A 24029-nucleotide genomic window follows, 5' to 3' on the forward strand; every position below is an offset into this window, starting at 1 on the left:
AAGGCGTTTGTTTGTCAGATTGTGTATAGCAATGAAAAGTATGGACCGCGGTTTCTACTCGGTCCATTTGGGCGGTCCATCTGGCTATGCTGGGAACGTTATGACGCGGGTTTCAACGGCGCTTTTCTCACTGGCGTGCTTCCAGCGACATAGTAGCGCGCCTTGCTGCGTGGCAGAGGCTGACGACGGCGAATTCGGTCTGCAATCTTCTCCGCGATCATGATGGTCGTCGCATTCAGATTACCAGTAATAATCTGCGGCATGATGGAAGCATCGACAACACGCAATCCTTCCATGCCGTGGACACACCCTTGCCCATCGACAACCGACATGTCGTCCTCTCCCATCTTGCAGGAGCAAGAGGGATGGAATGCCGTCTCAGCATGAGTGCGGATGAACTCATCCAGTTCCTCATCCGTCTGAACTGCCAGACCAGGACTGATCTCTCGCCCACGGTATTTATCGAGCGCTGGCTGCGCCATGATTTCACGCGTAATGCGGATCGCGTCACGAAACTCCTGCCAATCTTGTTCCGTTGACATGTAGTTGAACAGGATGCTAGGGTGCTCGCGGGCATCTTTGGAGCGCACCTGAACACGCCCCCGACTGAGTGAGCGCATAGAACCGACGTGCGCCTGAAACCCGTGCTCTTTCACTGCATTGCTGCCGTTGTAATTAATCGCGACGGGCAGGAAATGGTATTGAATATTCGGCCAGGTGAATTCGTCCCGACTGCGAATAAAACCGCCCGCCTCGAACTGGTTGCTAGCACCAATGCCTGTGCCGTTGAACAACCATTCCGCGCCGATTTTCGGCTGATTAAACCACTGCAATGCCGGATAGAGCGATACCGGTTCTTTGCAGGCATATTGCAAATACATTTCCAGATGGTCCTGCAAATTCTCGCCGACACCGGGCAAATCGTGCACCACTGAAATATCGAGCCTCTGGAGCAAATCTTTCGGCCCCACACCAGAACGTTGCAGAATTTGCGGTGAGGCAATTGCACCAGCACACAAAAGCACTTCGCGGCGTGCCTTTGCCGTCTGGGCACTTTCGCCTTTAAAGTAAGCCACGCCAACAGCACGTTTTCCGTCAAAGAGAATCCTGTCGGTTAAGGCATGCGTCACGATAGTCAGATTCTTACGGCTTTTCGCCTGATCCAAATAGCCACGGGCGGTGCTGGCGCGACGCCCCTTCGGCGTGACGGTTCTGTCCATCGGCCCAAAGCCTTCCTGCTGATACCCGTTGAGATCGTCCGTACGCGGATAGCCCGCCTGCACGCCAGCTTCAACCATCGCGTGAAACAGTTCGTTGTTTCCCATCTTCGGTGTTGTAACCGAAACAGGGCCAGACGCGCCATGGTAGTCATTCGCCCCCACATCCCGCGTTTCCGCTTTGCGGAAATACGGCAGGCAGTCAAGGTAACTCCAATCTTCCAGACCCGACATAGTCGCCCAGTGATCAAAATCCATCGCATTGCCGCGGATGTAACACATTCCGTTAATCAGCGACGAACCACCCAATCCTTTTCCTCGACCGCATTCCATTCGGCGATCATTCATATGAGGCTCGGGATCGGTTTCATAGGCCCAGTTATAGCGTTTCCCCTGTAATGGGAAGGCTAATGCGGCGGGCATCTGTGTACGAAAATCCAGCCGATAGTCGGGGCCACCCGCCTCAAGCAGCAGCACGCTCACATCGCTTTCTTCTGTTAAACGCGCAGCCAGCACATTGCCTGCTGAGCCAGCACCGATAATGATGTAATCATATTCCATTAGGCTTTATCCCCTTCGTTTAAAATACCGAGCGGAATTCACCCAGTTCAACCTGTATAGATTTAATTTGCGTGTAGTGTTCCAACGTTGTTACGCCGTTTTCACGTCCGACACCCGAATGTTTGTAGCCGCCCACAGGCATTTCGGCCGGAGATTCTCCCCAGGTGTTGATCCAACAAATCCCCGCCTCAAGCTGATGAATAACCCGATGCGCTCGATTTAGATCGCGGGTTACAATGCCAGCCGCTAGCCCATACTCACTATCATTGGCGCGGCGGATAACCTCATCCTCGTCCTGATACGTCAGAATACTCATGACCGGACCAAAAATTTCCTTTCGGACAATCTTCATGTCATCCCGGCAGTCAGTGAACACCGTAGGGGCAACGTATGCGCCTTGTGCATAGTCACCATCTGTCATAGGTTCACCGCCCACCAGCACGCGAGCGCCCTCTCGTTTTCCGCTTTCGATGTAACGCAGAACGGACTCTCTATGCGGGAAACTGACCAGTGGTCCAAAATTCACCGATTCATCGGTAGGATCGCCAGCGCGAATTCGCTGAACACGTGCCAGGATTTTTTCCTCAAACTGCGTCTGCAATGCCTGTGGTACAAAGACGCGCGTGCCGTTAGTGCACACCTGCCCTGAGCTGAAAAAATTCGCCATCATGGCAATGTCCGCCGCCTTATCAAGATCGGCATCATCAAAAATAATCAGCGGCGATTTCCCCCCCAGCTCCATCGTGACGTCTTTCAGCGTCGAGCCTGCGGCATTGGCCATGACCGTTTTCCCGCTGGTGATACCGCCAGTGAAAGAGACCTTGGCAATGCCAGGGTGTGTGGTCAGCGCCTGACCAACGGATTTCCCTGTTCCCGTCAGCACGTTAAATACACCTGCCGGCAACCCAGCTTCGGTGTAAATTTCCGCCAGCTTCAGCGCGGTGAGCGACGTGACTTCACTGGGTTTGAAGATCATTGCGTTGCCTGCCGCCAGCGCGGGCGCCGATTTCCACAACGCGATCTGAATGGGATAGTTCCAGGCACCGATACCGGCGACAACACCAAGCGGTTCACGACGTGTATAAACAAACGAGGTATCGCGCAGCGGGATCTGTTGACCTTCCAGCATAGGAATCAACCCCGCGTAATACTCCAAAACATCGGCGCCGGTCACGATATCGACGGTACGCGTTTCTGAAAGCGGCTTGCCGGTATCGTGCGTCTCAAGCAACGCGAGTTCACCATTGCGCTCACGTAAGATATCAACAGCACGGCGTAAAATGCGCGAACGCTCCATCGCCGTCATCGCCGCCCATACCTTCTGCCCTGCGGTGGCTGCGCTGACCGCCCGGTCAACGTCAGCGGCGGTGGCAGACTGAATACAGGCAATAATGTCGCCATTAGCAGGATTCACGGCATCAAACGTATCGTTACCTGTGCTATCGACATAGGCACCGTTGATGTAAAGCTGTTGTAAACCGTAGCGAGACATAAATTCTCCTGTCTGATGACTGCCCGATCGTGCGTTTCGAGCAGGGAAGGCAAAATAATAAGGAAGGATTACGCATGAGTGAGCTGCTGATCGATATAATCGTAGGTAATGCTCAGCGCTTCTTCACAGTTGAAGACGTTATGACTTAGCGCACCGCGCAGCCACAAGCCATCGATCAGCCCCGCCACTCCTTTTGCCGCAATGCGTGCTTTGTCTTTCGGCAAACAGCGGCTGAACTCGACACTCAAATTGGAGTAAAGCCGCCGATCGTTAACCTGCTGTAGCCGATGAAGCATGGGGGAATGCAGACTGCTGGCCCAAAACGCTAGCCAGGTTTTCATCGCTGCGCTATTCGTCTGGCTATCATCAAAATTCCCCTGAACAATCGCCCGCAAACGAGCACGAGGCGTATTTTCTGTCAGGTTCAGTAATCTTGATTTCACCGCTAACCCCAGATGGCTAATCAGATAGCGCATCGTCGCTTCCAATAAGCCATTTTTATCGCGGAAGTAATGACTGATGATTCCATTCGACACCCCTGCGCGTCGGGCAATCTGCACGATTGAGGCATCGTGCATCCCCACATCGTTAATCGCTGCCAGCGTCGCTTCGATGAGCTGCTGCCGTCTGATGGGCTGCATTCCGACTTTAGGCACCGCACTCTCCCTTCATTTTTTGTGTTATGAATCACGGTAAAAGACAGTTATTCGTGATCCGATTTATCCCATTAAACTTTTTTTTGATTGAACGTTCAATAAAAAATGAATATCTTTTATTACCGAAAGGTTAAAAGTCTGTATCAATTATCACGAAAAGTGGCTTTACTTCAGACGATAACGTCGCTTTAAAATAAATGACTTGTTTTTTGTTCTGACAACCATCTTCAGCGGAAAGCGTACTCAGCGGATGTCCTGCGCCTTGTTATTGGTCTGGGTTAAGCTCTTGGTATGCGCTAAGCGCGCTTCGTGGAAAGAGAAGTCAGAGTACTGGTTCACATAACGCAAGGGATAACCATGCCAGCCTCAGAAACCACCACCCAACAGGACCGCCTGAATCCTGTCGTGTTCTACACATCAGCGGGATTAATTCTGACCTTCTCGCTGATGACGATGCTGTTTAACAAAGAAGCGAACGAATGGATTACCCATGCTCTCAACTGGGTTTCTGCCACATTTGGTTGGTACTACCTGCTAGCCGCCACGCTCTACATCGTTTTCGTCATCTTCATTGCATCGTCTCGATTTGGGTCGATTAAACTCGGACCAGAGCAATCAAAGCCTGAATTTAGCCTGATGAGCTGGGCGGCGATGCTCTTTGCGGCAGGGATCGGCATCGATTTAATGTTCTTTTCCGTCGCGGAACCTATCACGCAATATATGATGCCGCCTGAGGGACAAGGGCAGACGATGGAGGCGGCGCGGCAGGCCATGGTCTGGACATTGTTTCACTACGGACTGACGGGCTGGTCAATGTACGCGCTGATGGGGATCGCGCTGGGTTACTTCAGTTACCGGTATAATTTGCCGCTGACGATTCGCTCGGCCCTGTATCCTATCTTTGGTAAACGCATCAATGGCCCGATTGGGCACAGCGTCGATATTGCAGCCGTGCTAGGCACCATTTTCGGTATCGCTACCACGCTGGGCATCGGGGTAGTTCAGCTTAACTACGGGCTGAAAGTGCTGTTCCAAATCCCAGAGAATCTCACCGTGCAGGCTTCCCTGATCCTGCTTTCCGTGATCATGGCGACCATTTCCGTAACGTCCGGTGTCAATCGCGGCATTCGCTTCCTCTCCGAGCTTAACGTTCTGCTCGCGCTGGGTTTAATTCTCTTCCTGCTCTTTTGGGGCGATACCGAGTTTCTGTTAAACGCGCTGGTGCTTAACGTGGGGGATTACATCAATCGCTTTACGGGCATGACGCTCAACAGTTTTGCGTTCGATCGCCCGACAGAATGGATGAATAGCTGGACGCTGTTTTTCTGGGCATGGTGGGTCGCGTGGGCACCGTTTGTTGGACTGTTTCTGGCACGCATCTCACGCGGTAGAACGATTCGCCAGTTCGTCGTCGGCACGCTGATCATTCCGTTTGTCTTTACGCTGCTATGGCTCTCCATTTTCGGCAACAGTGCGCTTTATCAGGTGATCCACGGTAATCTGGACTTTGCGAATGAAGTCATGCAGCACCCGGAACGCGGATTCTACAGTCTGCTGGCACAGTACCCGGGCTTCAGCCTGAGCGCCTCTGTCGCCACCATTACTGGCTTGCTGTTTTATGTCACGTCTGCCGATTCCGGTTCACTGGTGCTGGGCAACTTTACCTCTCGCCTTGCCGACATCAACAATGATGCGCCAAACTGGCTGCGCGTTTTCTGGTCAGTCGCCATTGGCCTGCTGACCCTGGGTATGCTGATGACAAACGGCGTTTCAGCATTACAGAACACCACCGTCATCATGGGGTTACCGTTTAGCTTTGTGATGTTCTTCATTATGGCAGGGTTATATAAATCACTACGGGTTGAGGACTACCGTAAAGCCAGCTCATTACAAACATCGGCACCCATGCCAATATCAGGCGACGATCGCTTGAACTGGAAGCAGCGCCTCTCGCGCGTCATGAATTTCCCCGGCACGACGCATACACAGAAAATGCTGGATAACGTCTGTAAAGCCGCGATGGACGATGTTGCACGTGAGCTACGTCTACGAGGCGCCAGCGTTGAAGTCAACACATTGCCCCCTGTCGAAGATGAACGCTTGAACCATCTCGAACTCTTGGTTGATTTGGGTGATGAACAGAACTTTCTTTATCAGATTTGGCCACAGCGTTATAGCGTCCCAGCGTTTACCTACCGCGCCCGCTCAGGCAAATCAGATTATTACCGACTTGAAACCTTCTTATTAGAAGGAAGTCAGGGGAATGACCTAATGGATTACAGCAAAGAACAGGTGATTAACGACATTTTGGATCAGTACGAACGACACCTGAATTTTCTTCATCTTAATCGAGAAGCACCGGGCAATACGCTCACCTTCCCCGATGCATGATCATCACCCCGATGGCGCTGGATACAGCGCCATTTTTCAATTACTTATCTCTGCACCACTCGTTTTCCCTTCATGGTGTTTTTCCCGAATTTACGGGCTGTGCCGCATTCTTTGCTTCCACGATTTGCGCTTTATTTTTGAAACGGTATACTGCACACATCAAATTGAAATACAGTTTTAAAAAATGTATTTGTCCGTCACAGAAAAGGAACGAACATGAAAATTGCACTGATTAATGAGAACAGCCAGGCTGCCAAAAACGCCATCATCGCCGAGTCTCTGACCAAAGCGGTTGCACCGTTGGGCCACACTGTACACAACTACGGCCAATACGCAGTTGAAGATGCAGCGCAGCTGACCTACATCCAGAACGGTATTCTGGCAGCTATCCTGCTGAACTCTGGCGCAGCTGATTTCGTCGTAACTGGTTGCGGTACTGGCCAAGGCGCAATGCTGGCTTGTAACTCCTTCCCTGGCGTAATCTGCGGTCTGGTTGTTGACCCATCTGATGCTTACCTGTTCTCTCAGATCAACAACGGCAACGCAGTATCCGTTCCTTACGCTAAAGGTTTTGGCTGGGGCGCTGAACTGAACCTGGAAAATCTGTTCACCCAGTTGTTCAAAGAAGAAGGCGGCAGAGGCTATCCAAGCGATCGCGTTGCTCCTCAACAACGTAACAAGAAAATCCTGGATGCTGTAAAAGCAGTGACCTACAACGATCTGATCACCATCCTGAAAGGTCTCGATCAGGATCTGGTTAAAGGTGCGATTGCTGGTCCTAAATTCCAGGAATACTTCTTCGCTAACAGCAAAGACGAAGCACTGACTAGCTACATCAAAACGCTGCTGGCATAATCGTCCAATAGCTGCAAAAAACCATAGGCCATCACGGTCTGTGGTTTTTTTATGCGATTTTTTCACTAATTTTGTCTGCATTTTGACGACACGGTTACATGGACTATCCGTTACCGTTCAATGCTTAGCCAGACGCACCAATCGCGCTAAATACTGCTTGACCGAAGCTAAGTGACTCCCTATAGTAGCGCCCCGTTGCCCCTTGTGGGTAACCCCCGGTGAGGTGTCCGAGAGGCTGAAGGAGCACGCCTGGAAAGTGTGTATACGTGAAAACGTATCAAGGGTTCGAATCCCTTCCTCACCGCCATATAAAAGAAAACGCCCCTGATGCAAATCAGGGGCGTTTTCTTTTATGCTGATGGCACGAGAATTTTTATTCCCGTGCCACACAGATATCAGCCATAGGCATGGAGCGTACGCTGGCACAATGCCGAGCGAACGCAGTCCTCTTTACCGAAAGAGACCACGCCAATCATGTCATCCTCAACAAAACGCTCCAGTGCGTCTCGCAGGCCGGATTTAACCCCAGCAGGCAAGTCACACTGCGTCACATCACCATTCACGATAACGGTGACATTCTCGCCTAAACGCGTCAGGAACATTTTCATTTGGTTCACCGTCACGTTTTGCGCTTCATCTAGAATCACAACCGCATTTTCAAACGTCCGCCCGCGCATATAGGCAAAAGGCGCGATTTCGACTTTGCCTATTTCCGGCCGTAAGCAATACTGCATAAAAGATGATCCCAGCCGGCGCAAGAGTATGTCGTAAACTGGGCGGAAATAAGGCGCAAACTTCTCCGAAATATCTCCGGGTAAAAAGCCAAGATCCTCATCGGCCTGTAATACCGGCCGCGTAACAATAATGCGCTCAACCTCTTTATGGATTAGTGCCTCCGCCGCTTTCGCAGCGCTCAGATACGTTTTACCGCAGCCAGCTTCGCCTGTGGCAAAAATCAACTGTTTATTTTCTATCTCAGACAAGTAATGTTCCTGGGCGGCGGTACGAGCTTGAATCACGGAATTATCACGATTCTCACGCGCCATTCCGATTGTTTCAATCCCGCCCATCTGTACCAGAGAAGTGACCGACTCTTCCTCACGCTGACGATGGCTACGCGAATCACGACGGATAACGCGTTTTGCTTCACGACGAGCTTTGATCACTGCTTTTTGTCTTCCCATAGTGGCACCTTACAGTTTGTTTCACTTACCGCACTGCTTTGCAGCGCGTGACGTTTAACTCACTAACGAGGTCAGGCTTCCTTATTAAGCCAATAGCGGACAGAAAATACACATGAGCCATCCACGAACCGAGTGAAAAACGGGCCGAGCATTCATGGATAGAAAAATAAAATAAATGGAGTGTTTGGGTAAAGAGAGAATGGCGCAGCGTTGAAAATAAGTGGGAGGAAAATCCCTCGCATCGGCGAGTCAGCAGCGTAGAATCTTGACATCGACTACAAAGTCCACAAAAGGACATTACCATTCGCGTTCCTCACTGTGACAACGACTATTCCACTGAATAATGATTGATCGCATCGTAGAACTACCGCTAACCATTGCCTAAAAATTAGTGCCGAATGATTTCAGTAGTATGACAGTGCAATAATTTGCCCCTGCAATGCAAGCATTTTTTACACTGTCATAACATTTACGTATAGTCAGTATCCCTTGGATTAGCAATGTCGGCCTGAGAACGACGCATATGCGCGTCAGAAATGTCGCTGCCAGTCCAAATATTGATCGTATTTTCGTAAGGCGCTGCGGTAGATATTTTGTTCAATGTCAGGAAGGTAATCGCATACCCGCTGCTGTATCCCACCACGGTGCCCGGAAAAGGTTTCTGCAGGATAATTATTTGCGACCAGCAATTCATCCAACCTCCGCAGACGAATGACATACTCGCGCATCGTGCTATGACGAACTTCGGTTTGCTCGATCAGATATTGTGTGAAAGCTTTAATATCGAAATAGCTAGCAGTGGTATTGCATAATATTTCGCTACAAAAGCGGCAAAGTGGGATTAATTCCTTCTGGAGACCAGACCATATTTCGTCATCGATAAGTCTGTCGATACTGCCAATCGATTTTTTATTTATAAGCTGGTTGCGAAACACCAGTGAAACGCGGTCGAGCTCTTTATCACACTGGGAACAGTTGGTCTGTCTATGTTTAAAGTCTTTCAGATAACGGCTTAGCAGCTGTTTCTTCCTAATTGATGGGTGCATGAATCCATTCCATGACAATATATAACTTCAACGCGAAGCAATAGCACCGCTCATCACGCCAGAGGGTCGGGTGCTAAAAAACAGACAGCATTGACTATTTAGGTACTGATACAAAACACTTATCAAGATTCAAAAATTGTCATAACGCTGCAGCTTCAGTGGATGAAGATATATTTTGATAACAGTATTCCTACGCAGCGCAATTAAACATCGTTCATTAATTTCACGCGCAGGCGCTTTATCGCCTGGCTATGCAACTGGCTGACTCTCGATTCTCCGACCTCAAGAACAGCACCGATCTCTTTCAGGTTCAACTCTTCCTGATAGTAGAGCGTCAACACCAACTTCTCACGTTCTGGCAAGTTTTCAATTGCATCCATCACACGATGGCGCAAGTTGCCTTCCATCAGTTGATGCAATGGGTTGGCATCTTCATTGCCTTCCAGTAACGCCTCGGCGCTATCACCATGTTCTTCACGCCATTCATCGTAAGAGAAAAGCTGACTATTGTTCGTATCCAGCAATATCTGACGATAATCTTCAAGCGTGATATTCAGGGTCTGCGCAACTTCCTGCTCCGTTGGAGTACGACCGAGTTGTTGTTCAGTCTGTTGCATTGCTTGTGCCACTTCCCGCGCATTACGCCGTACACTGCGTGGAGCCCAATCACGACTGCGTAATTCATCCAGCATCGAGCCACGGATTCGTTGAACGGCATAAGTGGTAAACGCCGTACCTTGCAACGAATCATAACGTTCAACTGCGCTCAGCAAGCCAATACCGCCAGCTTGTAGCAGATCGTCAAGTTCAACACTCGCGGGGAGACGAACCTGTAAACGCAAGGCTTCATGGCGCACTAGTGGAACGTAGCGCTTCCAAAGGGAATTTTTATCCATTGTGCCTTCGGCGGTATACAAATCGCTCACAGTGACAAATACCTACGATGATAATGTTATCGACACTATTATGCTTTTAGGTAGGGTAGCCAATCGCCTGAATAGCGTCAAAAAAGAAGGGTTATTCCTGCCATGTATGACAAGATTAGGTAAAGAATCTGCAGAGAGAAACACAAATGGCAGTCGCATAGAGTGCAACGAGACACCAAATTTGTGATGTACATCTCTTTCGAGGAAAAATGACTCTAGCGTAAACCACTAGCAGAGGAAAGGAAGTTTGATCGGTGACAGCTCAAAAAAAGGGATAACAGCGGATAATATTTTAACAACAAAATGTTGCCATTTTACGCATCACTGATGTCTGACTATACCGAACACACCAAAAGCGATGCCACTATAATTAAACTACATCAGTGATATCACAGCGATCAATAGTATTAAAGGAGTTATATCAGATTGCATTCCGTGAAAAATTCAAACCAGATGCAACCAATCTGGCAGATGCCTATAAAAATTATCAGCAACTGCCAAATCAGACCTAAATCAAAAGGAATACTACTATTGATTTATTCCTTTCTCGCAAAGTAAAAATATACTTGCGCAAAGGTCAGGGTATTGCTGACCAAGTTGGTAGCAACCGTCCAGATATTCTTTTGATAAGATATCCGTTTGCAATATTTGGTCCCATTGAAAATTAGCTAGCGCTTTAAAGAAAATGCCTGAACGATATGTAACCTGTAATCCAGCACGACTCGCATCACGCTCAAGCGTATCTAACGCATATGTGCAACGGTGCCCATGTGCGAATTCGGCTTCAGTCACGGCCGAATTATGGGAAATAATCCCCATTTTTACGGCTATCTGCCGGGACACTGCATTTGCATTAGGGCAAACGAGGAATAGACGCCCACCTTCAGCTAACCAATCGTCATTAATACGCTTAAGCAGAGCGACAGGATCATCAATATGTTCAAGCACATGCGTCAAAACGATATTATCGTAACGACGAGGTAACTGCGCATCTTCAAAACGTGAGTGAATATAAGTTATTCCGTCTTTTAATCGGCCCTGAGCATGTGAAATAGCTTCTTCGGAAGCTTCAACGCATGTGATGTCGTTGAAATGTTCCTGTAGCCGCAAAGTGAAATCACCTTTGAAGCTACCTAGCTCCAGTAAATTGCCTGGACGAAAGAAAGGAGTGAATGCGCGAACCATAAAAGGATGCATTACATCAAAGTCGAAATTATAGGCGTATTTATGACCTGCTGTATCCTTAATTTCCTGATCATAATTTCTGCTGATTGTCATGTTCTCGTCTCACAATGTCGGGTCATTTGTAGGATATTGCCGCTAATCTCTGACTGAATAAAAGCGTGTTTTAGATAGAAACCTCTGGCAACCTGATTACTTTCTTCAACTTCCAAACGTATTTCTATCGCACCTAGTGTTTGCATTTTCGTTATACATTGTTCTAACAGAATACCACCAGAACCTACCCCTTGGGCTTCCGTTAATACCGAAACATTAGTAATAAATGCAATCTTTGTTTGCGCATTAAAATAGGAAGCAACAAGGCCAACCAAACGTTCGTTTTTCCATCCTTCAATGCAATGAGCAAGGCGAGCGATTTTATCTGCGTAGGCCGCTATTTCAACTCGCTGCTCCAACGCACGGACAAACGCATCATCGCAGGCACGTAGATGACATGCGATATCCTCCGCCGTGGCGCTATTCTGGCGTATCATCATTCGCTGCATGCGGTTAACTCAGCCAGACCAAAACCTTCTTTTCCGAACGCGTTACCGTTGTAGAGCAAATACACTTTCTCATCACATTGGAAAAGGTGCGGATAACATTGCATTTCACTATCCCATTCACCGGATTCCGAAACAGCAGGCACCTGAGTATCATCTCTATGCCATGTGACAAGGTCGTCTGACCAAGCATAGCCAAGGCGGTATCCGCGCCCGCTACCTAAACGGAAATCGAAACATTCACGATAACAAAAAATCATGTGATATCGATTACCAACTTTGATCACCGTCGGCAGCGCCTGGCATTCATCGTCACCGAGCAGATCGGCAATGATGGGCTTACTCTCTCTCACCCAGTCAATGCCATCATCAGAAACAGCATGTGCAATTTTATAAATACGGTCTGGTGGAGAATCAGACTGTTGTCTTTTCCAACCCACGCCGTAGATGTACCACATATGGAAGCGCCCTTCGATATGCTGAACAAAAGCATCCCCGACCAAATAGGGTTCGTGTAAGGAGGCTGACATCACAGGACCTGTCGCATGCCGTTGAAATGTATCGCCGCCATCATGGCTAATTGCCAGGCCTATCGACGTATCTACGGAAACAGAGACTCGGCGATTCCACCCTGTAGTCCAGGCCATCACCGCCCCATTGTGACGCAAGACGTTGAAAGGGAAAATACCATGTTCATCAAACGTGCCTAATTCTGCGTGAGCAATCACAGGCGCCGCGCTAACTTTCAGGATTTCCTGCAGATTCTTATCCATATCTACATAGGAAACTCGGCTGATGAATTTATTATTTTTATCATCCAATTCGCGAGTAGAAAAATAGATACGGACAAAATCATCAAATACTAGCGCCTGGGGGGATTGGGCATACCCTGCCCCACCAATCAAAGGTGGATGTGCCTGAGGTGAGTAGATGAGCCCATGTTTACGCCATGTCAGCATTAGCGCAATTCTCCTTCTAACTGTGCCAAACCAAAACCATAGCGCCCAACTTGATCGCCTAGATATGCCATATAGACTTTACCATCAAGCTCAAACACATGGGGATAACTGATCATTTCCGAATCCCATCCAGTTTCAGATACATCAATTCCTACCTTTTCATCATCACGATGCCAGTCAATAAGATCGGAACTCCACGCATATCCAATACGATATCCATGCTTTTTCCCTCGATAATGCTCGCTGTAGCGGTAGCAAAAAAACATATGATACCTACCGTTCGCATAAAACACATCGGGGCTAGCCTGCGCTTCATCTTCTTCAATTCGACTGCTTATTAAGTCTTTATTTATCTTCCGCCAATTTGTGCCATCACTCGATACGGCCATGCGGATTTTATAAACGGGCTCTGCTCGTCCATCAACCAGTTTCCATCGACGACCTGCAATATAGAATAGTTGCCATTCGCCATTAAAACGGCGAATTTTTGGCCCACTCATGACAAAGGGTTCTTCAGGAGAATAACTAATAATTGGCCCCGGTCCAGCTTTGCGGAATACGTCCCCATCGTCACTAATCGCCATGCCAATAGCAACATTGAAAGGGACTGACTCACATCGGGTCCATCCAGCATAATACGCACGGAAAATATTCTCATCGCGAACAACGGATACGGGATAGGTACCAAATTCGTCAAACTCACCTGATTGCCCTAGTGGCAAAATAGGGTTTTCGGAAACACGTAATACATTGAAAAGGTTATTACGATCCAGATCTACCCAAGCTGAATAGCTAACATACATGCCATGTTCATCAGCAGGTGGACGACAAGAGAAATAAACACGGACAAAGTCATCAAAAACCAGAGTTGCAGGGGCTTGTGCGAACTCTTTAAGCCAAGGGCGGTCATTAATATCTTGCGGGGTAAACACCTTGCCTAATTTTTTCCACTGAAACATATTTATATCAACTCATATTCAGTAGTAATAAGGCGCAGTACCTCATCACTGGAATTAAACATCATGACATCAATGATTGATAACCAAGCCACAAAAGGTTGATCGAATTGTTTATAAATAATACTCTTTGGCTGGATAAAATTCAGAGTCATTCCATGCAAAGAAAAGGCTTCTTGGGAATACAGAGCAACACCACCTGGTGGATTACTATACGATTTCGCACCAAGGACGTTCCCGAAGGCAAGTACTTTATCTTGAGATTTTAGTGAATGATCAATGTTAATAGAAGATGACACTTTTATATCACACGTCAAACCAAGATATTTTTTAATACTTTCCAATGAGAACAATATATAGTCAAACAAATTATCATCTCGATAATTTATTATATCTTCTAGCAATGGGAAAACATCTTTAAAATAAGGTGCTCGATGATAGGCACCACGAATTTTGTTGACTAAATCCTCTCTATTAAACGTCTCTGATAACATTCTATCTTTAACATCCAAAAAATCGGAGTCTTTCTTTAAGGGTAAACTAAACGTGCTATCTTTACCATTTAACAAAATGCGGTTTCGATTTATCCATCCCTTCTTAGTGTATTTTATATTATCGTAAACCACAAAAACGTCTACTTCGGCCATCAACTGAAAATAGCCAATGTAAGGAAGGAAATAAGGTTGCATTACCGCATACTTTATCAACGCGCTCTCCTGATAAAACTAAAACGCTAACTAATATAGATTCCGCATTATAAATTACAAATTATATTTCATTGAAAATGATAATTTTCTTCCTAAAAATATCTTTCAGTTTACACAATCAGAAATACATTTAACGACATCCAATATACTTTCATCTGACAAGTCCGGGTAGATAGGAAGACAGAGAACATTGTCGGCGATATGAGATGCCGTCGGTAGACCATCTTCTTTCGCTGAGTCTAATCCCCGATACATCGGGAAAGTGCTAATCAGAGGATAAAAATATCGACGAGCATATATATTATTCTCCCTCAGAATATCGTAGACTTCGTCTCTTTTTTTAGGGAAGGCATCAGAGAAGAAAATAGGGAAATAGGCATAATTCCAAGTCACATTGTCAGGAATACTAATCACCTTAATTCCTGAGATATCTTTCAAAAGCTCACAGTATCTTGAATAAATATTTTTACGTTGATTTAATGCTGAATCAATATATTTCAATTGAAGCAATCCAAATGCAGCCTGAACCTCGTTCATTTTTGCATTAATACCAGGAGCAACAACTGTCACTTCATCGACAAATCCGAAATTTTTAAGATAATCAATTCTTTTTTTCGTTTTTTCATCTTGAGAAATAATCGCACCGCCTTCAATAGTGCTAAAAACCTTCGTTGCATGAAAGCTAAGTATAGAAAGATCTCCATGATTGAGTATGCTGACATCATTCTTTTTAACACCAAAAGCATGAGCCGCATCGTAGATCACTTTCAAACCATATATATCAGCTATATTTTGAATTCGGTCAACATCCGCAGGCAGTCCATAACAGTGCACCGGTAAAATTGCAGACGTTGCTGGCGTAATAGCTTGCTCTAATTTCGAAGGATCAAGATTACATGTCACTGGATCTATATCAACAAATACGGGCTTTAATCCATTCCATAATAATGTATGTGATGTCGCCACAAATGAGTAAGGCGTAGTAATTACCTCACCAGTGATACGTAACGTTTGCAAAGCAGTTAATAATGCCAGCGTGCCGTTGGAAAACAAACTAAGGTACGGAACACCTAGATAATCCGCCAAAGCTTGCTCTAAACGCTGATGGAAGGTGCCATTATTAGTCAGCCATTTATTTTCCCATATTTCCTCAAGATAAGGAGTAAATTCATCCAAAGGGGGTAATAACGGGCTTGTTACATACACTGGTTTTTTCATTTCACCATCTTCCGCTTATAGATTATTCGCAATCAACGCTACCGCCCTTGACTCACAGCTATCAAAGCGCTGAAACTTTACCCATATTGATGATATAAAAAGAAAATGTTCAGGTTTAGTACTCCTGACCAAAAATAGTAATGCTCCATTCTCTTTCTATAATACCCGTAGCCGACATCCACTTACACGGCAGTACGTTTGAAAATCATCTCTACAGATAATGGCATCAGAATAGATGCCATTATCTCATTCATTTACCAATCAGTCTGGTGACGTTCATCCGTGACAAAATACCACCTACATAACATCAGTTAATGGCCGATAGAATAACTTTTAGGCGGTTGGCCGTCACAGTAAGCTTTCCATACTGTTCTTAGCGCCTGCTCAAAGTACGTTGCGGCCGTTGCGTCAGAAGTATCGATATCGTATTCCATTTTCTTACGTAAGCTATGGCGAATTTGATTCAACTCATCCAAACGGTTATTACAGGAAATGGCTTTGTCGATGTAGTCCTCTTCTGAATGAGCAATAAACTCATTCAAACCAGCCTGACCAAGGTTTACAACCCCTTGGCGAGCAGCATAGGTTTCACCAGCCAGCGTCAGAGTTGGCACTCCCATCCACAAAGCGTAGTTCGTCGTTGTACCCCCGGTATAGGGGAAAGTATCCAGCAACACATCAATTTCCTGGTGCATAGCCAGATAATTCATGATGTTGACACGTTCGCGGAAAATGAGCTGCTCGGGTTGAACCCCCTGTGACTCTAGCTTTTTACGTATAAGGTCTCTCGTCTGCAGGCTAGGTAACGCACCAATAATCATCTTGCTAGTTGGCAACTGAACGAGGATCTTTCCCCAAGCCGATAATACAGTATCGTTAATCTTAGTCGGCCTGTTAAAGCTAGCAAAAGTGAGATAACCATTTTTCAATGCAGGAAGATCGTTAACTTCTGGGCCATTAACCACGGGTTCAAACTGTCGGTCAAATAACACATACAACAATTTTTCAGTAAATTGATGAGCTAAAACCTCTGGATATGGCGCATGATTCATAACCAGATAGTAATCCATCGCCTTTAATCCAGTCGTTCCCGGATAGCCAATCCAGCTAATCTGGATCGGCGCTGGCTTCATAGCAAACATTGATAAACGGTTATCGCCTGTATGGCCAGAAAGATCGAAAAGAATATCGATCTCATCCCGTTTAATTAGATCGAATAACTCAGTATCGCTACTACTTGCTACGTTACGCCATACTGTTGAATTTTTTTCCAACATGCGAGTGACATCATCATGATGATGTGATGTGGAATAGGCATAGAGGGAAAAGTGCTGATGATCGATGTCATTCCATACAGGCGATAAGAATTTGCTGACTGGGTGTGAATATAAATCACCAGAAACAAAACCAATACGTAGCACTCTGTCGGGATCTTTATTCTGCAGATAACGTACTGGAGCAAGCGCACCATTACGTTTTTCTACCACTTCGCCATATAACAAATGTTCTGCAAAAATCTCTGAAGCCGGAATCTTAGCATTATGCAGTAAAGCAAACAGAAGGTTACTGTATAAACTTAAATCTTCAGGGGCATTAGAGACAGCCTGACGATAATACTCAATTGCACTTTCGACATCAGATTTTTTATCCAACACCATTGCCATTGCATTTAATATGGCCGCATCGTTAGGCAGAAGTTTCATTGCTTTTTCTATACATACTTCTGCACCAGCCATATTTTCAAATTTTAAATAAACAAGTGCTACCACATTCCAGGCGACAGCAATATTGCCATCACAGCGAATAACTCTGTAAGCTAGATTAATTGCTTCCCAGTAATTATATGTACTATGTAATAAACTGGCTAGCTCACTGTAGACCAACCATGCATTGCTGTGCATAGAAATAACTTTTGCTAAAGAGAATATTGCTGCGTCTTTATCACCAGTGACGAAGTTTATTCTTTCCAGTGCGATCCAACTTTGTAGATTATTGGGTTGCTTTACGGTTAATTCTTCAGCCAGAGAGCGTGCTTCACCGTATTTTTGTTTCTGCAATAAATTATATAATTGTCCTTTGAGTTTCGCATCAATAGGATCATTAACAAATTCTTTTCTACTTTTTTCGACTTTTATTACATCGCTTGCCTTGAACAAACCACCGCCGCTCGTATTGCTAGAATACATAATCAACGGATTTATACTGTGGATTACGTCGTTAACATCCTTAGCCAATTCCAAACGTTTTTGGAAATAACGCTGCCATGCCAGCGCACTTCCAATCATTAGGCCTTTATGGTGCAATTCATCTAACAGCGCTAATGAGCCATCTTTTTGCTCATCTAATAGGCTCATTGGAATTTTTAATCCCTGAGCCTCTGTGGGTAACGTGAAAGATTCATACCAATAGTTGAATGTAGGATAAATATCCCCACAATTTGGTAATGCCCGCAGTGCGCTAAATTCACTTTTACGATAGGCACATTCACCGACGCAGAAATGAATGCTCGATATCCCCTGCTTTAACAAAGCATAAAGAGATTCACGGATATTATTTTCATGTTCTTGCTTGTCATTTTCTTTTTCAGGAAAATGAGTATTGAATATAAGTTGCTTAAAGGAAACACTCGCTGGCCACGCATTACCTAAGACATCCAGAATTTTCTGTGTAAGTTCGTGATCGGTCGATATCTGTATACCAGCATTGGTGACATGAGCGTTAGACGCCAGCCCTTTATTCAACATTACACGGCGGAAGCTACCAGCCCAGGAAAGTTTATCCAGTCGAGAGATATCAATTTCCGACTCCAGCTTTTCCGCTCGCTCAGTCGCCACTAACAGACTAAACCGGCGTTTACGCCCGACATTGAAATCCAGATACTGCTGCTTCAATACCTTATTGCCTGTTGGACAGATTGCACGCAGCAAATTATCTACCTGTTCACCATAGTGGGAGGCAATCTCGGTATGAGGTTCAATTTCACCGACATAAGACAAGCCTTCTTGCGCAATCAGTGCATTAAAGTCGAGCAGATAGCAGGGTTGGTTCAGGCCTTGCAAATAATTGAGTGCTAGCGACACATCACCCAGCTTTTCAGCTTCTTCAACCAACGTCGTAATAGCCGCTCTCTGGGGATTATCTGCAGACATGCCCAACGATAAATAGCTCAGCATGGCTCTGGCGCTAGCCTGCTGTTGTTCCGGTGTTTCTGCCAGACTGGCATGCAGGTTTAAGGCATCTTGCAGGATTTCCTCTGTCTTTCCACCTGGATAGGTCGAATAGGAAAAACACACCACGCCTTTTGCACTTAAGTGACGGTGACAATATGCCAACAACGCCGAGCGCGCTTCCCCGCTGATCAGTCCGAAAACACCATGAACAATAATATAATCAAATTTTCCGAGATCGCTGTCCAAAAGCGATCCCAAATCCATTGCCTGAAGTTGCAGATTGGTTAGCCCATATTGCTGTACCCACATCTGCCCTTGTGCAATTTTTTCCTCATCAAGATCGATACCAACAGCCTGTGCCTGCGGATATGCGGTGGCAAATGGCAGCAGATTCGCGCCACTCATGCATCCCAGTTCCAGTACTCGCGCTCTATCAGGATCCGCTGCCACAATGCCATGCAAGTATGCTACTGCCTGCAAATGCGTCGGTGAGGTATAAGGCAAAGGACAGCGATCAGCAGAATCCATTGTTGGATGGCCGGCAGCAGTATCTAAAGTCATCAGAAGGGAAAACCTTTCATGAGAGGAAAAGAAATTACTACTATCGTATCAACTATTAAGATACGCAATCTTATAAATAGAGGGAAATATTAGGCGTATAACATACGTTAGGGAGAGGTGGCACGGCTTCACAACAGAATAACGGATAGAACGTCTACTATAAAAAAACCAGTCCCGGAGGACTGGCTTATAAGATAAGCTACAGCGCTTGTCTGGCTGAAAATTAACGCAGCAGAGACAGAACGGTCTGTGGAACCTGGTTTGCCTGAGACAGTACAGAAGTACCAGCCTGCTGCAGAATCTGGCTACGGCTCATGTTTGATACTTCAGTTGCGTAGTCAGCGTCTTCGATACGGCTACGAGCAGAAGACAGGTTGTTGATAGAGTTGTTCAGGTTGGTGATGGTAGATTCGAAACGGTTCTGAATCGCACCCAGGTTACTACGTGCAGCATCAACAGCTGACAGAGCACTATCCAGAGAGGTGATCAGATCCTGAGCTGCTGAGTTAGCAGAACTACCGGTAGCAACAGCGCCCAGAGAAGTGATTTTAGATGCAACATCACTCATTGTACCACCAGTCGTTGCATCAATTAATGCGGTGCTGTCGATGGTGATAGTTTCAGTTGCACCAGTGTTAGCGCCAACCTGAATAATGATGCCAGCACTTGCAGAACCGTCCAGCAGTTTAGTACCGTTGAAAGAAGCACTCTGAGCAACACGGTTAACTTCGTTAATGCGCTGAGTCATTTCCTTAACGATTGAGTCACGGTCAGTTTTGCCGTTAGGATCGTTCGCTGCTTGAGTTGCAAGTTCACGGATACGTTGCAAGTTGTTGTTGATTTCGTTCAGGTTGCCTTCAGCAGTCTGAGTCAGGGAAATACCATCGTTGGCATTACGTGCGGCCTGAGTCATACCCTTAACCTGAGCGGTCATACGGTTAGCGATCGCTTGACCAGCTGCGTCATCTTTCGCGCTGTTGATACGCAGACCAGAAGACAGACGCTCAATAGCGGTACCCAGTGCAGACTGAGATTTGTTCAAGTTGTTCTGAGTAGTCAGAGACATGATGTTAGTATTAATTACTGCCATGATAGCGTTCCTTAATCAGTGGTTATAGGTTTCGGGTTAGACCCACGGGTTCATCCCCGTCGATAACATTTATCGGAACGCTTTCCAGAAGCTTTAACTTTTTTCGCAATTATTTTCATCGTCGGCTCGTTTCTATTTGGCCTATGGGTCAATAAAACCTCACCTGCTTTTATACTAAACTTATCATGCGCACTGCCGATAACCACTTTGTATATCGATATGCTCTAAATAAAAGGATTCGAACATGGCAAGTATCTCTTCATTAGGCGTCGGTTCAGGACTAGGTTTAGCTGACTTGTTAGCACAACTAAGGACAGCTGAAAATCAAAGACTTGTCCCATTAGCAAGTCAACAGTCAAGCTTCAAGGCACAACTAACAGGTGTTAGCGCCCTCAAAAGTGCTCTTGATAAGCTAAAGACTGCGAATGACGCATTAGCTAAGTCTGAATCTTTTGGCATTGTCAAAGGTTCAATTGATGGTATTACATCAACTAAAGTTTCCAGTACGAACAAAGCATTTACTACAACCACAGATAGTAAAGCGGTTGCGGGATCCTTCACTATTGAAGTGAATAATTTAGCTCAGGCGCATTCAATAACGTCTGCGGCCAAAACGAGTGCGACAGAACCATTAAGTGCAACAGACACAAAATTCGTTATCTCCCAAGACAATGGTAAGTTCACGAAAGTCGGTGATGATTACCTGAAATCTCTGGAAATTGATATCAAAGCGGGTGAAACATCGTTGAACGATGTCCGTGATGCAATCAATAAGGTCAATGGTACCGTGACCGCTAGTGTAGTAAAAGCGAAAGACAACGAGTATTACCTGATGCTCACCGCAAAGAACAGCGGTACCGATAGTAAAATTTCGGTTAGTGATAATGACGGTATTCTTGGCACCACGGTCGAAAAAGTTGCAGCACAAAACGCATCAATCGTAGCAAACGGCATTGCAATCGAAAGGCAGAGCAACACGATTAGTGATGCGTTTGAAGGCGTTACATTGACCCTGCAGGCTAAAACAGAAGCGAGCAAACCGGAAACGCTGACAATCGATCAAGATATTACCGGCATGAAAGACACCATCAAGGCATGGGTCGACGCATATAACTCGCTGCAAGATACAATCAATTCCCAAACCAAATACACAGCAGTAGAAGCTGGTGAAAATCAGGCAAACTCGAATGGTGCATTACTGGGTGACTCGACTGTTCGAGGTATTCAAAACCAGCTTAAAGCTCAGTTAACTACCATTCAGACTGAGAGCGATGATTTCCGTATTTTCGCGGACTTGGGTATTACTCAGAACTCCAAAACAGGCAAACTGGAGATCAGTGATACCAAATTGGACAAAGCCCTGAAAGAAGAACCAGGAAAAGTCCAAGCTTTCTTTGTTGGTGATAACGATAAGCAAGGATTTGCTACGCAGACTCGCACTTATCTGAAAGAAGTGCTTGATACGAATGAAGGGATAATCAAAAACAAAGAAGATGGCATTAACAGTACGTTGAGAAAACTAGATACGCAATCTACCCGTATGAAAAACGGAATAGAAGACACGATTGCCCGTTATCAGAAGCAATTTGTCGAGCTTGATAAAGCCATGACAAAAATGAACGGTACGTTGAGCAGTTTAACGAGCATGTTCTCTAAACTCTAAAAACTTTAAATTCTCGATGAAAGAAAGATAGGTAACGTGATGTACAACATGAAAGGCAGCCAAGCCTATGCTCAAGTAGGCCTCGAAAGCAGCGTGATGAGCGCAAGCCCTCACCAGCTTATCGTCATGCTGTTTGATGGCGCGCGCAGTGCGATGGTGCGCGCACGCATCCTCATGGAGCAAGGCGACATCCCAGGCAAAGGCATGGCTTTATCTAAAGCAATCAACATTATCAATAATGGGCTAAAAGCTGGGTTAGATGCGGAAGGCGGGGGTGAGCTCGTTGAAAACCTATCCGCGCTGTACGACTACATGTCTCATCGTTTATTGATTGCCAATTTACATAATGATGCAAAAGCGATAGAAGAAGTTGAAGCGTTGCTGGAAAATATCGCTGATGCCTGGCGCCAAATCGGCCCTAATTACAAACCAGAGCAGGAAGTACGTTAATGGTCTCCCCCCATCGGCTTCTAAAAGATTACCAACAACTTTTGTCTCTGAGTCAAAAAATTCTTCATTTGGCCATCAGCGGCCAATGGGATACGTTGGTTGAGCAAGAGATTGTTTATGTTCAGTCCGTTGAAGGCTTAGTTAACACGCCAATTCCTGACGAAATTGACAGCGTGATGCGACTGCATCTGCGACAAATTTTGCAGGAAGTGATGGATAATGAAGCGAAAGTGAAACAACTTTTGCAGAAGCGGATGGATGAGTTAAGTTCGTTAATGGGGCAATCACTGAAGCAAAAGTCAATTAATGCAACTTATAGCGAATTTGCAGGGCAGCGACGGTTACTTGACGACCCCTTGCCTGACGAAACGCGCTCATAACGCACAATAAATTGTACCGCGCGCGCCTTTGTTTTTACGAGGCGCGTTCTTTTTGTCTATAGCTATAGTTTTTGATCTACAGATTCAGGCTATCAGCTAACGAAATAAGTACGCTTTAACGACAAAGGAATAAAGCAGGTGGGAAACTGACATACAAATAAAGATTGCGCGAAATCCCATGACTCCTGCCTTAACAGTGGAATCACGCGCAATAACGTTAATAATTACAGGTTGATGCCATGGGCGACATCAAACGGACATGTTCATCACTTCCTGATACGCAGATACCAGTTTATTACGCACCTGAATGCCCATTTGCATTGAGATGGATGATTTCTGCAAATCCACCATCACGTCATTCAATGCCACGCCCGGCAAACCTAGGGTAAATTTTTCGGCCTGCGTACGAGCGACCTGTTGTGTGTCGCTGATCTTATCGATCGCGGCTTTCAACTCACTGGCAAAACCAGGTTCTACTGATGGTCTGGCTATTGGCGTGTCAGAAGCTTGCAGAGCTTTGACCTGCATTTGTTGCAGAACGCCATCAATACCTTGAACCGACATAACACCTCACTGAACCATACAGGTTAGACTGCTTATGCATTTTCTATGACAGCATTACCCTACCACACTGCTTTTCAGATAAATCGCACAATTAGCGCGAAAAATGCCACCTTATCGACCCATCGATTTTTCTTTTACGGAAAATAATGACATGCCGATAAATGTAGGCGAAATGTTTTATTGATTGCGCAATCAGGGAGTTCTGTTTTGTCACGTCACAACGTTAAGTATATCGTTCAACAACCAAGCAGAGATAGAG

Annotated in this window: 20 protein-coding genes and 1 tRNA gene; 6 read left to right on the plus strand and 15 right to left on the minus strand. The window is 45.9% G+C overall.

Annotated elements, in window-relative coordinates; translation table 11 throughout:
- Window positions 1-98: 98 nt before the first annotated feature.
- The 3 genes from betA to betI form a co-directional block, all read right to left on the minus strand.
- A complete protein-coding gene (gene betA / locus GZ59_RS13745) occupies window positions 99-1778 on the minus strand; it encodes a choline dehydrogenase (RefSeq protein ID WP_011093322.1) in 1680 nt (559 codons plus the stop codon).
- A gap of 19 nt (window positions 1779-1797) precedes the next feature.
- Window positions 1798-3270, minus strand: a complete 1473-nt coding sequence (gene betB, locus GZ59_RS13750; RefSeq protein ID WP_039292514.1) for a betaine-aldehyde dehydrogenase — start codon at window positions 3268-3270, stop codon at window positions 1798-1800.
- A gap of 68 nt (window positions 3271-3338) precedes the next feature.
- Window positions 3339-3926 (minus strand): transcriptional regulator BetI, encoded by a 588-nt coding sequence (gene betI / locus GZ59_RS13755; protein ID WP_011093320.1) that lies wholly within the window; start codon window positions 3924-3926, stop codon window positions 3339-3341.
- Window positions 3927-4283: 357 nt separating this feature from the next.
- Here betI and GZ59_RS13760 point away from each other — a divergent pair, with 357 nt between their 5' ends.
- The 3 genes from GZ59_RS13760 (at window position 4284) to GZ59_RS13770 (ending at window position 7479) form a co-directional block, all read left to right on the plus strand.
- Window positions 4284-6317: a choline transporter gene (locus GZ59_RS13760; RefSeq protein WP_039292519.1), complete on the plus strand. Its 2034-nt coding sequence runs from the start codon at window positions 4284-4286 to the stop codon at window positions 6315-6317.
- A gap of 216 nt (window positions 6318-6533) precedes the next feature.
- On the plus strand, window positions 6534-7172 hold the full coding sequence (locus GZ59_RS13765) for an RpiB/LacA/LacB family sugar-phosphate isomerase (RefSeq protein WP_010287191.1): 639 nt from the start codon (window positions 6534-6536) through the stop codon (window positions 7170-7172).
- A gap of 217 nt (window positions 7173-7389) precedes the next feature.
- Window positions 7390-7479: transfer RNA gene (locus GZ59_RS13770), tRNA-Ser, on the plus strand.
- Between the two features lie 88 nt (window positions 7480-7567).
- Here GZ59_RS13770 and phoH read toward each other — a convergent pair.
- From phoH to GZ59_RS13825, 11 genes are all read right to left on the minus strand, one after another.
- Window positions 7568-8356 (minus strand): phosphate starvation-inducible protein PhoH, encoded by a 789-nt coding sequence (gene phoH, locus GZ59_RS13775; protein ID WP_039292522.1) that lies wholly within the window; start codon window positions 8354-8356, stop codon window positions 7568-7570.
- Window positions 8357-8886: 530 nt separating this feature from the next.
- The gene (gene fliZ / locus GZ59_RS13780) at window positions 8887-9402 is read right to left on the minus strand and encodes a flagella biosynthesis regulatory protein FliZ (protein ID WP_039292524.1); all 516 of its coding nucleotides are present in this window, start codon (window positions 9400-9402) and stop codon (window positions 8887-8889) included.
- 203 nt (window positions 9403-9605) lie between these two features.
- Window positions 9606-10328, minus strand: coding sequence for an RNA polymerase sigma factor FliA (locus tag GZ59_RS13785; protein ID WP_011093316.1), 723 nt, complete (start codon window positions 10326-10328; stop codon window positions 9606-9608).
- Between the two features lie 528 nt (window positions 10329-10856).
- Complete coding sequence (locus GZ59_RS13790; RefSeq protein WP_039292527.1) at window positions 10857-11606, minus strand: class I SAM-dependent methyltransferase; 750 nt, start codon at window positions 11604-11606, stop codon at window positions 10857-10859.
- Complete coding sequence (locus tag GZ59_RS13795; RefSeq protein ID WP_039292530.1) at window positions 11603-12055, minus strand: GNAT family N-acetyltransferase; 453 nt, start codon at window positions 12053-12055, stop codon at window positions 11603-11605. Before GZ59_RS13795 ends, GZ59_RS13790 begins: the two co-directional genes overlap by 4 nt.
- Window positions 12043-13011 carry a glycoside hydrolase family protein gene (locus GZ59_RS13800; RefSeq protein WP_011093313.1) on the minus strand — a complete coding sequence of 323 codons (969 nt, stop codon included), beginning with the start codon at window positions 13009-13011 and terminating at the stop codon, window positions 12043-12045. Before GZ59_RS13800 ends, GZ59_RS13795 begins: the two co-directional genes overlap by 13 nt.
- A complete protein-coding gene (locus tag GZ59_RS13805; RefSeq protein ID WP_039292532.1) occupies window positions 13011-13970 on the minus strand; it encodes a glycoside hydrolase family protein in 960 nt (319 codons plus the stop codon). Before GZ59_RS13805 ends, GZ59_RS13800 begins: the two co-directional genes overlap by 1 nt.
- Window positions 13971-13972: 2 nt before the next feature.
- A complete protein-coding gene (locus GZ59_RS13810; protein WP_039292536.1) occupies window positions 13973-14674 on the minus strand; it encodes a WbqC family protein in 702 nt (233 codons plus the stop codon).
- Between the two features lie 105 nt (window positions 14675-14779).
- The gene (locus tag GZ59_RS13815) at window positions 14780-15892 is read right to left on the minus strand and encodes a DegT/DnrJ/EryC1/StrS family aminotransferase (RefSeq protein ID WP_039292538.1); all 1113 of its coding nucleotides are present in this window, start codon (window positions 15890-15892) and stop codon (window positions 14780-14782) included.
- Window positions 15893-16203: 311 nt separating this feature from the next.
- Window positions 16204-19623 (minus strand): O-linked N-acetylglucosamine transferase family protein, encoded by a 3420-nt coding sequence (locus GZ59_RS13820; RefSeq protein WP_039292540.1) that lies wholly within the window; start codon window positions 19621-19623, stop codon window positions 16204-16206.
- A gap of 223 nt (window positions 19624-19846) precedes the next feature.
- Window positions 19847-20713, minus strand: coding sequence for a flagellin N-terminal helical domain-containing protein (locus GZ59_RS13825; RefSeq protein WP_039292542.1), 867 nt, complete (start codon window positions 20711-20713; stop codon window positions 19847-19849).
- Between the two features lie 244 nt (window positions 20714-20957).
- On the opposite strand from GZ59_RS13825, the gene fliD reads away from it, so the two are divergent.
- The 3 genes from fliD to fliT are packed head-to-tail and all read left to right on the plus strand — an operon-like array spanning window position 20958 to window position 23206.
- Window positions 20958-22376 carry a flagellar filament capping protein FliD gene (fliD, locus tag GZ59_RS13830; protein ID WP_011093307.1) on the plus strand — a complete coding sequence of 473 codons (1419 nt, stop codon included), beginning with the start codon at window positions 20958-20960 and terminating at the stop codon, window positions 22374-22376.
- 39 nt (window positions 22377-22415) lie between these two features.
- Window positions 22416-22826, plus strand: coding sequence for a flagellar export chaperone FliS (gene fliS / locus GZ59_RS13835; protein WP_011093306.1), 411 nt, complete (start codon window positions 22416-22418; stop codon window positions 22824-22826).
- Window positions 22826-23206 (plus strand): flagella biosynthesis regulatory protein FliT, encoded by a 381-nt coding sequence (gene fliT / locus GZ59_RS13840; protein WP_011093305.1) that lies wholly within the window; start codon window positions 22826-22828, stop codon window positions 23204-23206. Before fliS ends, fliT begins: the two co-directional genes overlap by 1 nt.
- Before the next feature lie 249 nt (window positions 23207-23455).
- On the opposite strand, the gene fliE is transcribed toward fliT, so the two are convergent.
- Window positions 23456-23770: a flagellar hook-basal body complex protein FliE gene (gene fliE, locus GZ59_RS13845; RefSeq protein WP_039292546.1), complete on the minus strand. Its 315-nt coding sequence runs from the start codon at window positions 23768-23770 to the stop codon at window positions 23456-23458.
- Between the last annotated feature and the right edge of the window lie 259 nt (window positions 23771-24029).

The sequence above is a fragment of the Pectobacterium atrosepticum genome (genome assembly GCF_000740965.1).
GTDB lineage: Bacteria > Pseudomonadota > Gammaproteobacteria > Enterobacterales > Enterobacteriaceae > Pectobacterium > Pectobacterium atrosepticum.